This is a genomic window from Streptomyces sp. CCM_MD2014 (assembly GCF_000772045.1).
GTDB classification, from domain to species: Bacteria; Actinomycetota; Actinomycetes; order Streptomycetales; family Streptomycetaceae; genus Streptomyces; species Streptomyces salinarius.
In genome coordinates, this window is the sequence record NZ_CP009754.1 from 851,009 (window position 1) to 866,547 (window position 15,539).

Genomic DNA, 15,539 nt, shown 5'->3' on the forward strand with positions numbered 1-15,539 from the left:
CGGGATACGGGTCGGGGCCGGGCTCAGCCGCGCGAGCGGGCGGACGGCCCCAGGCGCCCGGCACGACGGATCCGGCCGGCCGCGCGCTCCTCCAGGACGCGTTGCCGCAGCCTGGCCCGGATCTCGCCGACGGTGGCGGTTCCGTCCGCGAGGGCCGTCAGGGCGAGACAGAATCGGTCGGCGAGTGCGGCAGCCCGGGGGGTGGGTACGCGAACGGTGTCGTGGTTCAGCGCGATGACAAGCCGGTCTCCCTCGGGGGCGGCGGACAGGGTGACAGGAAGTTCGGTCTGCTCCAATGTCTCGGAACGCACCACGGACAGGCCGGGGAGCCCGGTGCCCAGGTCGGCGAAGGGGAAGTTGGCCACAATCACCGAGGTGTCGAAGAGGTCGGAGGAGCTCGCCCTCCCGCTCCATACGGCGATCTTGGCGAGCGGCGTGTGAATGTGCTCCTGGGCCTGGTTGAGGGCCTGCTGCACGTCCCCGGCCCAGGTACCGACCGGGAGGCCGGCCGGCAGCCGGGTGCGCAGCGGAACGGTGTTGATGAACATCCCCACCATCCGGTCCACGTCCTCCAAGTCCGTGGGCCGCCCCGAACCCACGCTGCCGAACACCACGTCGTCGGTGCCGGCCTCGGCGGCGAGGGTGAGCGCCCACGCCGCGTGGACCGCGCCGCCGAAGGTGACGCCGAAGCGTGCCGAGGCCTCCCGCAGCCTCTCGGTGTCGTCGGCTGGCAGCCGGACCACGTAGTCCCGGTGGACCGCGGGAGCGTCCGCCGGCGGGGCGATGGGTACGGGGTCGAAGCCGGCGAGCACACCGGACCAGTACTCTCGTGAGGCGTCCGTGTCCTGACGGGCCGCCCACCGGACGAAGGACCCGAAGTCCGCCGCAGGGCCGGGCGTCCAGCTCTCGCCCCGGCAGGTCGCGGTGTAGTGATCGAGCACCTCGCCCAGGAGGATGGGCAGCGACCAGCCGTCGAACAGTACATGGTGGTTCGTCCACACGAAGGCCCAACAGCCGTCCTCGAGGCGGATCACCGTGAGCCGGGCGAGCGGTCCTTCTCGCAGGTCGAAGCCGGCTCGCCGGTCCTCGCGCACCAGGGCTTCCAGCCGTGCCTCGGGGTCTGCCGGAACGTGCCGCACCCCGGTGTCCGCCCGTTCTCCCCCGCCCGTGTGATCCTCGGTGAAGTCGACGAAAGCGATGGGCAGTTCGCGCGCCGACGGCACCACCAGCAGTGGGCGCGGCACGTCTTGCCACACGCACACGCCACGCAGCACGGCATGCCGGTCGACGGCCGCCTGCCAGGCCCGCGCGAACGCGTCCTGGTCCAGATCGCCTTCGAGGACGCAGACGAGTTGCTCCACGTAGACTCCGCTGCCCGCCGAACCGTCCTCGGTCAGGCTGCGGAAGAGCATGCCTTCCTGCGTGGGCGTGAGCGGCCACACCGCGGTCAGGTCGCCCCAGCGGGCGGCCCAGTCGCGTACGGCGGCGACCGGTGCGACGCCGTGCCGCAGCCCGGAGCCGAGGCGGGGCACGTCACGCGCGGCGGTCAGCGAGCGAAGCTCCTCCAGGACGGCGTCCACGAGCGCGTCGGCGGCGTCCTGTCCGGTGTGCTCGACCTCGACGGCCAGGCACCCGTCGGTGACGAGACTCTCCACCACGATCGCGGACGGACGCGTTCCGCGCGGGTCGCGGACCTGGCCGAAGCCCGGTGCGCGGAGTTCGAGCAGGGCTTTGGGGTCGGAGCTGGTGCTGACCCGGCCGAGGTAGTTGAAGTTGAGGTGGGGTCCGGGCACCGTCTCCGAGCGGCGTGCCAGCTCCGCGTCGTGAGCCAGGTGGCGGACCACTCCGTGGTCGATGCCCCGGTGCACCAGTTCCCGCAGCCGGCTGCGAACGTCCCACAGGGTTCCGAGCGGGCCGTCCTGCGCGATGGCCACGGGGAAGGGGACCAGAGAGGTGAACCAGCCGACCGTGCGGGACAGGTCGATGTCCGGGTGCAGGTGTTCGCGACCGTGACTCTCCAGCTCCACGACCACCGTGCCGAGCCCGGCGACACCGGCATGGGCGCGGGCCACCGCTGTGATGAGCCCCTCTTCGAGGGTGCCACCGAGCCGGTGCGCGAGAGCACGCTGCAGTTCGTCCGTCTGCTCGGCGGTCAGCTCCCGGCGAGCCCGTCGCGCGGCGCCCTCGGTCCCGGGTGCGGACCCGGCCGGTGCCGGACCCGCCGGCCCGGAAATCTCGGCGACCTCGGCGATCTCGGCGATCTCGGCGCGGACCCGGTCGATGATCTGCGGGTCCAGAGACCGGCGGCGGAGTTCGGCGGTCCACTGCCGGTGCGTGGTGCCCTCGGGCTGGAGCGCGGGGGTGCGGCCGTGCCGCACGGCGTCGAGCGCGAGTTCCAGGTCCTCCAGGACGATTCGCCAGGAGACCGCGTCCATGACCAAGTGGTGAGCCGCGAGCAGCAGCCGCTGCGGAGTCCGCGGGCCGAGGTCGGCCAGGTGTGCCCGCAGGAGCGGGCCGTGCGCGGGGTCGAGTCGGGTGTGCAGCCGGTCGGCCAGCTCACGCAGTCGCGGCCCGGCTTCGTCCAGGGGTACGGCGGACAGGTCGGTGAGGTCCACCGGGACGTCGACCGACGCGTCGACCACGGCCCGCACTCCACCGCCGTCGAGGTCGACGAAGCGGGTACGCAGCGCCTCGTGGGCGCCGGCGACGGCGTTGAGCGCGGCGGTCAGCTCGTCGGGCCGGACCCGGGTGCGGACGTCGAGGAGCACGTCCATGTTCCAGTGGTCCGGTGCGACCAGCTCCAGGTCGTGGAACCACCGCTGAATCGGGCTCAGCGCGTCGGTGCCGTCCTTCCGGGCGTGGATGCCCGCCGCCACGCCGGTCTCGACGTGCGGTGCGAGACCCGCGATGGTCGGGTGCCGGAGCATCTGGCGGGGGGTGATGTGCATGCCGAGCCTGCGGGCCTTGGCGACCACCTGGATCGACAGGATGGAGTCCCCGCCGAGCGCCAGGTAGTCGTCGTGCACGCCGACCCGTTCCAGGCCCAGCACCTGGCACCACACCTCGGCCAGCCGCCGCTCCACCTCGTTGCGGGGAGCGACGAATCCCTCGTCGGCCGCCTCCCAGGCGGGGGCCGGCAGTGCGCGACGGTCCACCTTGCCGTTCACCGACAGGGGCAGCGCGTCGAGGACCACGACGGCGGCGGGCACCATGTGCGCGGGCAACCGCTCCCCCGCCCACGCCCGCACCGTCTCCGGATCGCAGACGGCACCGGTGCGCGCGACGACGTATGCCACCAGTCGGGCCTCGCCGCCGCCGGGCGGCGGCACGGCGGCCACGGCGGCGTCGGCCACCCCGGCTGCACCACGCACCACTGCCTCGATCTCGCCCAGTTCCACGCGGAAGCCGCGTACCTTGACCTGCTCGTCCACACGACCGCAGAACTCCAGGGCCCCGTCCGCGCCGAAACGCACCAGATCACCGGTGCGGTACAGACGCGCACCCGGCACCCGCGAGAACGGATCCGGCACGAACCGCTCGGCGGTCAGACCACCCCGCCCCGCATACCCACGCGCCACACCCGCACCCCCCACGAACAGCTCACCCACACTGCCCGCAGCCACCGGACGCAACGACCCGTCCAGCACGAACACGGTGCGACCCGGAAGCGGCCGTCCGAGCGGGACGGTTCCGGTGGTCGCGCCTCCCGGCACCTCGCCGGCGGCGACCTCGTGGACGGTGGCGGTGATGACGGTCTCGGTGGGCCCGTAGGCGTTGATGACGCGGCCGCCCACGGCGGCCCGCCAGATGGCGGTCTCGGACGCGGGCATGGCGTCACCGCCGACGACGGTGAGCCGGAGGTCCAGTGCCGCGGGCACGGCGGCGCCGTCGGCGAGGGCGGTGGCCAATTGCCGCCACAGGCCGGTCGGCGGGTTGAAGACCGTGACCCGATGGGCGGCCAGGAAGGCGAGCAGCTCCTCGGTGCCCAGAAGTCCGTCGGGCCGGATCACGGCCGCACCGCCCCCGGCCAGTGGCGCGAACAGCTGCTCGGTGCTGACGTCGAAGGAGAAGGAGCCGAAGACCATGACCCGGTCACGGGCGGTCAGACCGAAGGACTCGGTGATCTGTGCGAGGTGAGCGGCCAGTTGGCCGTGGGTGACGGCCACGCCCTTGGGCCGGCCGGTGGAACCCGACGTGAAGACCAGGTACGCCAGATCGTCCTCGTGCGCCGCGTCCAGCCCCGCCCGGTCCACCTCCACCGTCAGATCAAGACCATCGGCCTCCACCACCACCGTCCCCGCAGGCAGCAACCCGTCGAGCAACCCCGCCTGACCCCCACCACGGACAACGACGGCACAACCCGCCTCCCCCACCATCAACCGCAACCGCTCAACCGGATACGAAGGATCAAGCGCCAGCCAGGCACCACCGGCCCGCAGCACACCCAGCATCGCCACCGCCATCAACGCACCACGAGGCAGACACAGACCCACCACCGAATCCGGCCCCACACCCGACTCACGCAAACGCGCCGCCACTACCGCCGACGCACGCTCCAACTCCGCATAAGTCCACTCACCCCCACCATCCACCACAGCCACATCACCAGGCGCCGAACCCGCCAACGCCACCACCGCCTCGAACACCGGCCGCCCCACACCCACGGCCCCCACCCCCACACCCGACCACGACGACACCACCCCACCGACACCGGCGGCCAGTTCCCCCACAGTGGCCCCCGGGTCTCCGGTGAGCGCGTCCAGAGAGCGGTCGAGGTCGTCGAGGAGGCGCTGCGCGCCGGCGGGGTCGAAGGCCGTGGCGTCGACGCACAGCCGCAGCTCCAGGCGCTCGCCGCCAGGCATCACCTGCACACTGACCGGGTAGTCGGTGCGCTCGACGAGGCGCGCGCCGTCCACGGTGAAACCGTCGGTGGCGGTGCCCTCGATCGGGTAGTTCTCGACGACGACGATGGAGTCGAAGAGGCGGGCACCCGCCGGGGCCCCGCCCCAGGCGCTCACTTCGGTGAGCGGGGCGTGCTGGTGGTCGGTGAGGTCCTGCAGGCCCTGGTGGACGGAGGCGAGCCATTCGTCGGCCCGCATCCCGTCGGAGATTCGCACGCGCAGCGGCAGGGTGTTGATGAACAGGCCGACGGTGCGCTCGATGCCGTCGATCTCGGCGGGGCGCCCGGAGAGCACGCTGCCGACCGCGAGGTCCCGGGCACCGGTGCGCCGAGCGACCACCAGGGCCCACGCGGCGTGGACCAGAGCTGCGACGGTGACGCCCCGTTCGCGGGCGACGTCGCGCAGGATTCGCGAGCGCTCCTCGGACAGCCGGAGGGAGGGCTCGTACGGGGCGGTGCGGGGGTCGGCGGCCGTCGCGCGCACGGGGGCGAGCAGCGCCGGGGCGGTGAGGCCGGAAAGCTGCTTGCGCCAGAAGGCCTCGTCCTCGCCGGCGTCACGGCTCGCGTTCCAGCGCACGAAGGCGCCGTAGTCGGGGGCGGGTGCGAGATCGGGCTCGGCGCCGGTGCGCAGGGAGGTGTGGAGGGCGAAGGCGTCACCGGCGACGACGGGCAGCGACCAGCCGTCCATCAGGATGTGGTGGTTGGTCCACACGAAGGTCCACTCCTCCGCGGCGGTGCGGAAGAGCGCGAGGCGCACCAGGGGACTGCCGCTCAGCTCGAAGCCGGAGCGCCGGTCGCTCGCCAGGAACTCGTCGAGGCGCTCCGCCGCGGACCTGCCGGTACCGTCGTCCACGGCCGTCCAGTCCTCGTACACCGCGGGCACGTCGATGTCCCGTGGCACCACGAGCAGGGGTGCGTCGACCTCCTGCCAGGCGCAGTGGGCACGCAGGGCGGAGTGCCTGTTCACGGCACGACGCCAGGCGTCGAGGAAGACCTGCGGGTCGAGTACGCCGCTCAGGGTGCACACCAGTTGTTCGGTGTAGGCGTCCGACTCGGGCTCGGCCAGGGCGTGGTAGAGCATGCCCTGCTGGAGTCCGGTCATGGGCCACACGGCGTGCAGCGGACCGTGGGCGCGTTCCCAGGTGGCGAGCAGTTCCGTGGGCAGCGGCCCGGCGGCGACGGCGTCGGACGACGTGCCGTGGAGGCCGTCGCCCCGGTCGCCGTCGCGTTCAGAAGGCAGGTCCTCGGCCTGCGGGGCCAGGGCGGCGATCGTGGGGTGCTCGAAGATCTGGCGCGGGCTGATGCGGATGCCGGCCCCGCGGGCCTTGGCGACCACCTGGATCGACAGGATGGAGTCCCCGCCGAGCGCCAGGTAGTCGTCGTGCACGCCGACCCGTTCCAGGCCCAGCACCTGGCACCACACCTCGGCCAGCCGCCGCTCCACCTCGTTGCGGGGAGCGACGAATCCCTCGTCGGCCGCCTCCCAGCGGGGTGCGGGCAGCGCCCGGCGGTCCACCTTGCCGTTCGGGGACAGCGGCAGTGCGTCGAGGCCGGTGATGGCGGCGGGCACCATGTGCGCGGGCAACCGCTCCGCGACCCACGCCCGCAGAGCGGTGGTGTCCACGGGGAGGCCGTTCGGGGTCACCACGTAGGCGGCGAGACGCAGTTCGCCTCCCTCCGGCGCGGCCACGGCCGTCACCACCGCGTCGGTGACGTCCGCGGCGGACCGGAGCACGGCCTCGATCTCGCCCAGTTCCACGCGGAAGCCGCGTACCTTGACCTGCTCGTCCACACGACCGCAGAACTCCAGGGCCCCGTCCGCGCCGAAACGCACCAGATCACCGGTGCGGTACAGACGCGCACCCGGCACCCGCGAGAACGGATCCGGCACGAACCGCTCGGCGGTCAGACCACCCCGCCCCGCATACCCACGCGCCACACCCGCACCCCCCACGAACAGCTCACCCACACTGCCCGCAGCCACCGGACGCAACGACCCGTCCAGCACGAACACGGTGGTACCGGCGATCGGGGTGCCGATGGGCACGTGGCCGGAATCGGTGTCCACGCAGACGTGACCGGTGGCCCAGACGGTGGCCTCGCTCGGTCCGTACTCGTTGACCAGGTCGCTGTCCGGAAGCACGGCCCGGTGTTCGGCGAGCAGGTCGGCGGGACAGGCCTCACCCGCGACCACAACGGTGCGCAGGGTACGGCCGGGACCGCCCGGCCGGCTGAGCAGAGCACGGTAGAACGAGGGCACCGTCAGGGTGTGGGTCAGTGCGTGCCGCTCCACCAGGGCGGCCAGTTCGTCGGCGTCCTTGACCTGCTCGGCGTCGGGCACGACCAGGGTGCCGCCGAACGTGAGGGTCCAGAAGACGCCCGCGTAGGAACTGTCGAAGGCGAAGGGCGAGAGCAGCAGGAAGCGTGGCGGCCGCGGTCCGTAGAAGGCGGCGCGTGCCGCGGTGGACCGGGAGAGCGTGCGGTGGGTGACGGCCACGCCCTTGGGCCGGCCGGTGGAACCCGACGTGAAGACCAGGTACGCCAGATCGTCCTCGTGCGCCGCGTCCAGCCCCGCCCGGTCCACCTCCACCGTCAGATCAAGACCATCGGCCTCCACCACCACCGTCCCCGCAGGCAGCAACCCGTCGAGCAACCCCGCCTGACCCCCACCACGGACAACGACGGCACAACCCGCCTCCCCCACCATCAACCGCAACCGCTCAACCGGATACGAAGGATCAAGCGCCAGCCAGGCACCACCGGCCCGCAGCACACCCAGCATCGCCACCGCCATCAACGCACCACGAGGCAGACACAGACCCACCACCGAATCCGGCCCCACACCCGACTCACGCAAACGCGCCGCCACTACCGCCGACGCACGCTCCAACTCCGCATAAGTCCACTCACCCCCACCATCCACCACAGCCACATCACCAGGCGCCGAACCCGCCAACGCCACCACCGCCTCGAACACCGGCCGCCCCACACCCACGGCCCCCACCCCCACACCCGACCACGACGACACCACCCCACCGACACCGAGCTCGGCGACGGTCGTCGTCGGGTCGGAGACGGCCTGGTGCACCAGGTTCTCGAAGAGCCGCGCGTAGCCGGCGACGGTGTCCGCGTCCAGCCGGGCCGGGTCGTAGTGGAGCACCCCGCGTATCTCGTCGTCGATCTCACCCGCCTGCATCCGCAGCGGGAACTGTGCCACCTGCTGGCGGACCGGCACGGGCTCGGTGTCGTATCCGGCGATGTGTACGGTGCCCAGCCCGCCGAGGATCGACCTGGTGCCGTAGGAGAGGCGATCCGACTCGAACTGGAAGCTCACCTGGTAGAGCGACTGACCGGAGAGCGCCGACCCCGGCGTCAGACGCCCCAGCACCGTCGGCGTGGGCAGGGCCCGGTGCCGTACGGCACCGACGTGTGCGGCGCGGGTGGCGGCCAGGACCGAGTCGAAGGCGTGGTCGGCGGCGACCGGGGTGCGCAGCAGCAGGGAGTTGGTGAAGTGGCCAACGGTCCGTTTGAAGGACTTCTTCCGGCCCTCCACCGGGAAGCCGACGACAACGTCGTCACAGCCGGTGAGCTTGTGCAGCAGCACGTTGAAGGCGGCGAGGAGCACCGTCGCGGTGGTGCTGCGACTGCTGTCGGCCAACTCCTTTGTTCGAGACAGGAGTTCGCTGTCGAGCCGGAACGGGACGTGGGCAGGCGCGTCCGGATCGGCCACCGGACGGGGCGCGGTCATCCCGGGCAGATCGAGAGCGAACGCGCAGTCCTCGAGCTGCCGCGCCCAGTAGTCACGCAACCGCCCGGAGCGCGGACCGTCCAGAAACGCACGCTCCGCGGCCACGTGACGCGCGTAGGAGGTGTCGGGTTCGACAGCCGCGCCCGCTCCCCCGCCCGCGTCGGACCGGTAGGCGGTGAGCAGGTCTTCCAGAACGATGAAGAGGGAGCTCATGTCGCCGGCGACGTGATGCAGAACGAGGTTCAGGGTGCTGGACTCGGCGTCCTGGTAGACGAAGAGCCGGGCGGGCGCCTCGCGGTCCAGCACGAAGGGGCGCTCGTAGTCGCGGGCGGCGAGCACCCGGAGATCCCCGGGGGCGATTCCCGGTGTCCGGCGGACGGTGAAGGGGGCGTCGGCCACTTGCCAACGCTGCACGTAACCTTCGGCCCGGGGTGCGACGACACTGGTGAGCACCGGGTGACGGGCGCAGACGGAATCCCAGGCGCGACGCAGCCGCTCGGCGTCGAGAGGCTCGGCGACCGTCACACATCCGGCCACGTGGTAGGCGGCGGCCTCGGGTGCCAGCTCCTGGAGGAAGAAGAGGGAGGCCTGCCCCACGGAAAGCGGTACCTCGAAGCCCTCAGATATCCGCTCGGCCTCGGAGCTTTCCCCAGCATGCATGACATCCATTGCGACGCCCTCCCCGTAAGCTGTCACACATGTGACAGAACCCGTCACATGTGTCACGACTGTAGACAGCTACCTGTCACAGTTCAAGCCAGATTTTGCACGAGGATTGCCAGGAAGCTCTTGACCTGCGACACCTTCAACTTTTTGCCCAGACCCTCTCGAGTGCCGGCCGCAGTTCGACAGCTCAACCGCACGAGCCGTACCCTGCCGCCGTAAGAACCGGTGACCATGCTGCACAGCGCATGCTTGACCAAGAGCGATGGCCACGTGGCCGGACCTTGTGGCAGTCGCTTGCCGCCTCCCGGCAAGCCGAGGCGATCCCGGAGGACGATAATGATCGAACAGCCCGCGTTCGGACGCAGACTGAGGCAACTGCGGGTACAACGCGGCCTTTCCCAGAGTGAACTGGCGGGCGACGAGGTGTCGGCCAGCTATGTCTCTCGCGTGGAAAGCGGGCAGCGCTCGCCCAACGATTTGATCGCGGCCTTTTTCGCCCGCCGGCTCGACGTGCCCCTGGAGGCCCTGGCCAGCCCCGGCCCACAAGAAGAGGGGGAGCTGCGCAGCCGCCGTCTCGACATAGCCGGCCGGCTGCTCGAGGCACGGGCCCTGCGCAAGGACGGTGAACTGGCGGATGCCGCGGGGGTACTGCGCGGCATCTGCGCGGAGGCCGGGGGGCACGCCGAGGAGGATGTGCTGTGGGAGGCGGCGTGGGACCTCGCCGACATCTTGCGGGAGCTGGGCAATGCCGCCGAGGAGCACACCGTCCTCACTGACCTGTCCCAGGCCACCCTGTCCCAGGAGACGCCCCGGCTGGCAGCGCGCGTTGCCACCGCGCTCTCCAGGAACCTGCACCGCCAGGGGCGACTGGGGGAAGCCGTCCGCGCCGCCGAACACGCCGTGTCGGTCACCGTCGCACTGCCGCCCACCGCACACGAACGGGTGGGCGCGATGCTGGCTCTTGTCAACTCTTATGCCGACAGCGGGGAACTGGAGAACGCTTCGAACCTCGCGGACACGCTCCAGGAGATCGCTGAGGACATCCCGTCCCGGCAGCTGCGCGGCCAGGTGTACTGGGCGGTGGGCAGCGCCCGCTTCCTGTGCGACCGGCCCCGAGACGCGACGCGGTTGCACGAGCAGGCGTTCGACTGCTTGCACCCGGACGCGAATCTGGCGGCCTGGGCCCGGCTGTGCCGCGCGTCCGCGGCGCTCCGTCTCGAGTACGACCCCTCGGACGACGCCGCGCAGCAAGCGGCGCGGCTGCTGGCACGCGCACGCCAGGCCCTCGAACTGGTGGGCCGCGAGGACGACATGGCCGACCTGATGCTGGCCGAGGCCCAGCTGGCCCTGCGTCTGGAGAAGCCGGAGCGAATCCTGGAGCTGACGGCCAGGATACGCGAGGGCGGTGTCACACTCCCGCTGGCCGGGCAGGGTCAGTGCCACCTGCTCGCGGCGCGGGCGCACACGATGTCCGGTGACGTGGACGCGGCCAAGGAGTGCTATCGGCACGCGGCCGAGATCCTGGACCGGGCCGGCGCCTACCGTCAGGCCTCGGAGGCCTGGAGGCAGTTGAGCGAACTGCTCACGACCGGCCCCTGAGCGGGGCCGGTCGGAGCCGGCCGGCTGACCGGACGTGAGCGCGCCGGGGGATTGTCGCGCCGAGTCCGGTCAGCCGGGGTTCAGTGGGCAGAGCGCCCGTGTCCCTCGGGGTTCAGTGACAGTGCGCCTGCTGGAGGGACAGATCGAAGATCCAGGTGTGCAGGGCGCTCACGGGGCCCGCAACCGCGGCGGCGGCCACCGCGCCACGCCCGCCCGGCAGGTCACGCACCTGCACCTCGACGACCCCCGCGCCGTCCGGCAGTGGCACCGCCACCGCGCCCGCGCCGTCCTCGACGAGCACGTCCACCTCCTCGGGCGGCACCCGCAGTCCGTAGCCCGTCGCGCGCAGCACCGCCTCCTTGCGGGTCCACAGGCTCAGGAAGAACATCCTCCGTGCGGACGGCGACAGCCGGCGGAGCAACCGCTGTTCCCACTCGGTCAGGGACAGGTGCAGATTCTCGCCGTACGCCACTTCACCGTCCTGGACGTCGACACCGACCTCGCTGTCCAGCGACACGGCCACCAGCTGTTGTCCGCCTCCGTAGGCGGCGCTGAAGCACACCTCGCGGTCCACCAGAGCGGGCCGTCCGTGCTCCGAGCGGCAGAACTCGATGTCGACCGGGCTGCGTCCGAGGACCCAGCCGAGCACTCTGCGGGTGAGCGCTCGCGTGCGTAAGAAGGCCGCTCCGTCACCGACACGGCCCAAGGCCTCCGCCATGTCCCGCTCCTCGTCGGTGACCAGGCCCCGCGCTTCCTCGACGTCCTGGCCGGACGGCCCCGGCGGGGCTTTGAAGACGTGGAGCTCGCCCGATCTCACCACCAGACCGGAAGGAACCGTGGCCCACCCACCCATATCCCTGATCTCCTTAGTTCGCCGGCCGCCGGGCTGGGGGGAGGGAAGGCCCCGGCAGGACTCCGGCCTTCCCTCCTCGGACATCCGATCAGTCGTGGGAGACGGCTGGAACCTTGCGCATCGACCGCGGCTCCTTCCATGCCCGTGAACCCAGCAGAGTCAACGCGGCGGGGAGCAGCACACCGCGGATCAAGGTGGCGTCGAGAAGGATGGCGACGGCCAGGCCCACACCCAGCTGCTTCATCTCGAGGGTGGACAGCGTCGCGAAGACCGCGAACACCGCGACCATGATCACGGCAGCCGTGGTGACCACGCCGGCGGATGTGAGGATGCCGTGCCTAACCGCCGCATGTGTGGAGCCCCCCAGCTTCACGCCCTCACGAATCCGGCTCAGCACGAATACGTGGTAGTCCATCGACAGGCCGTACAGGACAACAAACAGGATAAGCGGAAGCCAGGAAACTACCGCTCCGTTTGAGTCAAAGCCCAGGAGATTCTCGGCCCACTCGTTCTGGAAGACGAGGACAAGCACACCGTAAGCGGCCGCAACGGACAGGACGTTGAGCAGTCCGGTCAGCAGCGCGAGCGCCACCGAACGGAACGCGAGCAGCATGATCCCGAGGCAGAGCAGGGTCACGAAGCCGATCACCAAGGGCAGCCGGTCCTCCAGCGTCTGGGAGAAGTCCGCCGAGAAGGCCGTTTCACCACCGACGGCCCACTTGTCGACGTCCGTGTCCGCGAAGGCCTCCGGAGCAAGCTGCGAGCGCAGCAGCGTCAGCGTCTCCTTGGCCTCGGAGCCGCCGGCGTCGCCGTTCACGTGCAGTTCGAGCCGGGAGACCGTCCCGTCCTCGGAGACGGCGAGGTCGGGCTTCTCGGACTCGGCGAACCTGCCGGTGGCCATCGCCTTCTCGTGCAGCTCGGTCAGTACGCCGGCCACCTCGCCGGAGTCGGCCTCGTCCGTCTCGACGGCCACGTCGTGGGAGGTGCCCTCGCTCGGGAAGGCCTCGACCACCCGGTCGTACGTCTTCATGATCTCGTAGGAACGGGGCAGGTCCTCGTCGCCGGGCATCTTCAGCTTCATGCCGAGCGCGGGCGCGGCCAGGGCCAGCATCGCCACCAGGCCGACGGCCAGGCTCGCCCCCGGTGCCTTCAGGACGGGACGAAGCACCGCGGCCCACAGCTTGCTCTCCTTGCCCACGGCGGTGGTGCGCCGCCACAGCAGCGGGATCCTCGGCCGGTCGATCTTGTCTCCGAGGCCCGCCAGCGCTGCCGGGAGCACCGTCAGGGAGCCGAGCACGGCCACCAGGACCACCAGGACGGTGCCCAGGGCCAGCGAGGAGAAGAGCATGCTGCCGGAGAGGAACATGCCGGCCATGGCGATCGCCACGGTCAGACCGGAGACCAGGACGGCCCGCCCCGACGTGGCCGCCGCGATGCGCAGCGCCGCGTCCGGGGACTTGCCGAGCGCCCGCTCCTCGCGCCGGCGCCGGATGTAGAAGAGCGAGTAGTCGACCCCGACCGCGAGGCCCATCAGCAGGATCAGACTGGCCTGGTTCTCGTTCACGGGGACCAGGAGTGACGTCACACCGGCCAGGCCGAAGGCGAAGACCACCGAGGTGATGCCGAGCAGTACCGGAAGTCCGGCGGCGAGCAGTGCGCCGAAAGCCACCAGGAGGATCACCAGCGTCAGCGGCACGCTGATGAACTCCGCCCGCCGGAAGTCGGCTCCCAGCTGGGTGCTCAGCTCCTTGGTGACTGAACCCTTTCCGAGCTGCTCGACGCGCAGGTCGGGGCGGGCCTCCTGCTCGGCTTCAGTCGCCTCCAGCATGGGGCCGACCACGGCCTTGGGCTTCTTCTTCTCGTCGCCGCTGCCCAGCTCCAGGGTGACCGGCAGCAGTACGCTGCGCCCGTCCTCCGAGGAAACGGGGTCACCGACCCGGGTCACTTCGTTCACCGCGTCGTAACGCTCGCGCAGCGACGCGACCACGGACTCGGCCGTCTGCGCCGGCAGCTCGCCGTTGCGGGCCTGGATCAGCACGTTCTCGACGCCGTCGTCGGCGAAGTCGGCACCGTCCAGCATCCGTTCCGCGACCGCGGCCTGCCCGGTCAGGTTGTCGGCGTCCTCCTGGTCCTGGATACCTGTGACCATGCTTGCCGCATACGCCAGGACCACCGCCACGATCCACAGGAGAATGGTGCTCTTGCGGTGCGCCATGCTCCACGCGGCCGTGCGCTCCACGAACCCGCGTGGGGGCGGCGCCCCCGAGGTTTCGGGGCGGGCGTGGGGGGTGTCCTTCTCTTCGGTGACTGACATCGTCAGAGCTCCTCGTCAAGGGGTACGCCGTGACGCTACGCAGCGGTGCGGCCGCTGTCGGGCGTGCGACCACCCGTGGACGGGTAGTGCTGCCACTACCTCGAAAGGGCGCGTCTGCACGCTCGGAGCGGCGCGGCCCCCTGCCTAAGATCCTGTCCAGTCGATCTGAATCGGAGGGCGTCATGCGGCTGAGGCCACCGCGCATTCGAGTCGCCCTGTACCGCGTCGCACGGGGCCTGCTCTCGAGGAACACTCGCGACGACCTGTTGCAGCTGCTGACCACGCTCGCGATGTCGCCGCTGTACGTCGTTCCCATCGTGCTGTTCACGCTCGGGGCCGCCCTGACCCCGCTGCTCCTGCTGGGGCTGCCGCTGGTGCCCCTGGCCATGAAGCTGGCGTCCTGGATCGCCAGGCTCGATCGCGAACGCCTGTACATCCTGCGGGACTTCACCATCGACACGCCGGTCGTCACGACGGGCAAGGGCTGGAAGGACCGCCTGGAGCGGCTCTTCGGTCAACGCGCCTGGCGCGAGCTGGGCTTCACCGCCGTCATGTCGCTGTGGGGACTCGGCGCGGGCGGTCTGGTGATGATGGTGCTCGCGGCCGGCCTGCTGCTCGCCCTGCTGCCCTTCGTCGGCCCGCTCATGCCGGACGGTTCCTCCCTGCTCGGTCTGGACGTGGCGACCCTGCCCGGTGCGGCGGTCGGCGGCGTCGTCGGGCTCGCGCTGCTCACCGCCGGGCTGTGGCTCGGCGGGCCGCTCGCCCGTACCGAGTCCGCCCTGGTCACCCGGATGCTCGGAGCCAACCGCGTCGACCACCTCGTACGCCGGATGCTGGACCTCGAGGACAGCCGCTCGCGGATGGTGGACGCCGCGGAGCTGGAGCGTCAGCGCATCGAACGCGACCTGCACGACGGAGCCCAGCAGCGGCTGCTCTCGGTGGCCATGAGTCTGGGCCGCGCGAAGTCCCGCTTCGCACGGGATCCGGAGAAGGCCCAGGCGCTCGTGATGGCCGCGCACGAGGAGGCCAAGGCCGCCATGCAGGAGCTGCGGGACGTCACGCGCGGCCTGCACCCGGCGATCCTCACCGAGCAGGGCATCGAGCCTGCCCTGACCACCATCGCGGCGCGCTGCCCGATCCCGGTGGACCTGTCCGTCCAGCTTTCGCAGCGCCCCAGTCCGCGGGCCGAGGCCGTCGCCTACTACGTCGTCTCCGAGCTGCTCACCAACATCGCCAAGCACGCCGCGGCCGACCGGGCCGCCGTCACCGTCCTGCGTGATGAGAACCTGTTGCGGCTCACCGTCACCGACGACGGAATCGGCGGCGCCGACCCCGCCCGGGGGTCGGGCCTCAGCGGGCTGCGGGACCGCGTCCGGGCGGTCGACGGACACCTCACGCTCTCCAGCCCCGTCGGCGGACCCACCGTCGTCGACGTCACACTGCCCTGGAGGGCCTAGCA

Annotated in this window: 5 protein-coding genes; 2 read left to right on the forward strand and 3 right to left on the reverse strand. The window is 71.2% G+C overall.

Going from position 1 to position 15,539, the window contains the following annotated elements:
- Nucleotides 1-23: 23 nt before the first annotated feature.
- Entirely contained in the window at nt 24-9,308 is a 9,285-nt protein-coding gene (locus tag NI25_RS40455; protein WP_158508431.1) for a non-ribosomal peptide synthetase, read from the reverse strand.
- A 342-nt stretch (nt 9,309-9,650) separates the two neighbouring features.
- On the opposite strand from NI25_RS40455, the gene NI25_RS03885 reads away from it, so the two are divergent.
- On the forward strand, nt 9,651-10,913 hold the full coding sequence (locus NI25_RS03885; RefSeq protein ID WP_061441078.1) for a helix-turn-helix domain-containing protein: 1,263 nt from the start codon (nt 9,651-9,653) through the stop codon (nt 10,911-10,913).
- Between the two features lie 112 nt (nt 10,914-11,025).
- Here the strand turns inward: NI25_RS03885 and NI25_RS03890 are convergent, their stop codons facing one another.
- Together NI25_RS03890 and NI25_RS03895 are read right to left on the reverse strand one after the other, a co-directional pair.
- On the reverse strand, nt 11,026-11,730 hold the full coding sequence (locus NI25_RS03890; RefSeq protein ID WP_158508432.1) for a 4'-phosphopantetheinyl transferase family protein: 705 nt from the start codon (nt 11,728-11,730) through the stop codon (nt 11,026-11,028).
- Between the two features lie 124 nt (nt 11,731-11,854).
- Complete coding sequence (locus tag NI25_RS03895) at nt 11,855-14,080, reverse strand: MMPL family transporter (protein ID WP_078884496.1); 2,226 nt, start codon at nt 14,078-14,080, stop codon at nt 11,855-11,857.
- A 182-nt stretch (nt 14,081-14,262) separates the two neighbouring features.
- Between NI25_RS03895 and NI25_RS03900 the strand changes: the two genes are divergently transcribed.
- Nucleotides 14,263-15,537, forward strand: a complete 1,275-nt coding sequence (locus NI25_RS03900; RefSeq protein WP_078884497.1) for a sensor histidine kinase — start codon at nt 14,263-14,265, stop codon at nt 15,535-15,537.
- Nucleotides 15,538-15,539: the final 2 nt, after the last annotated feature.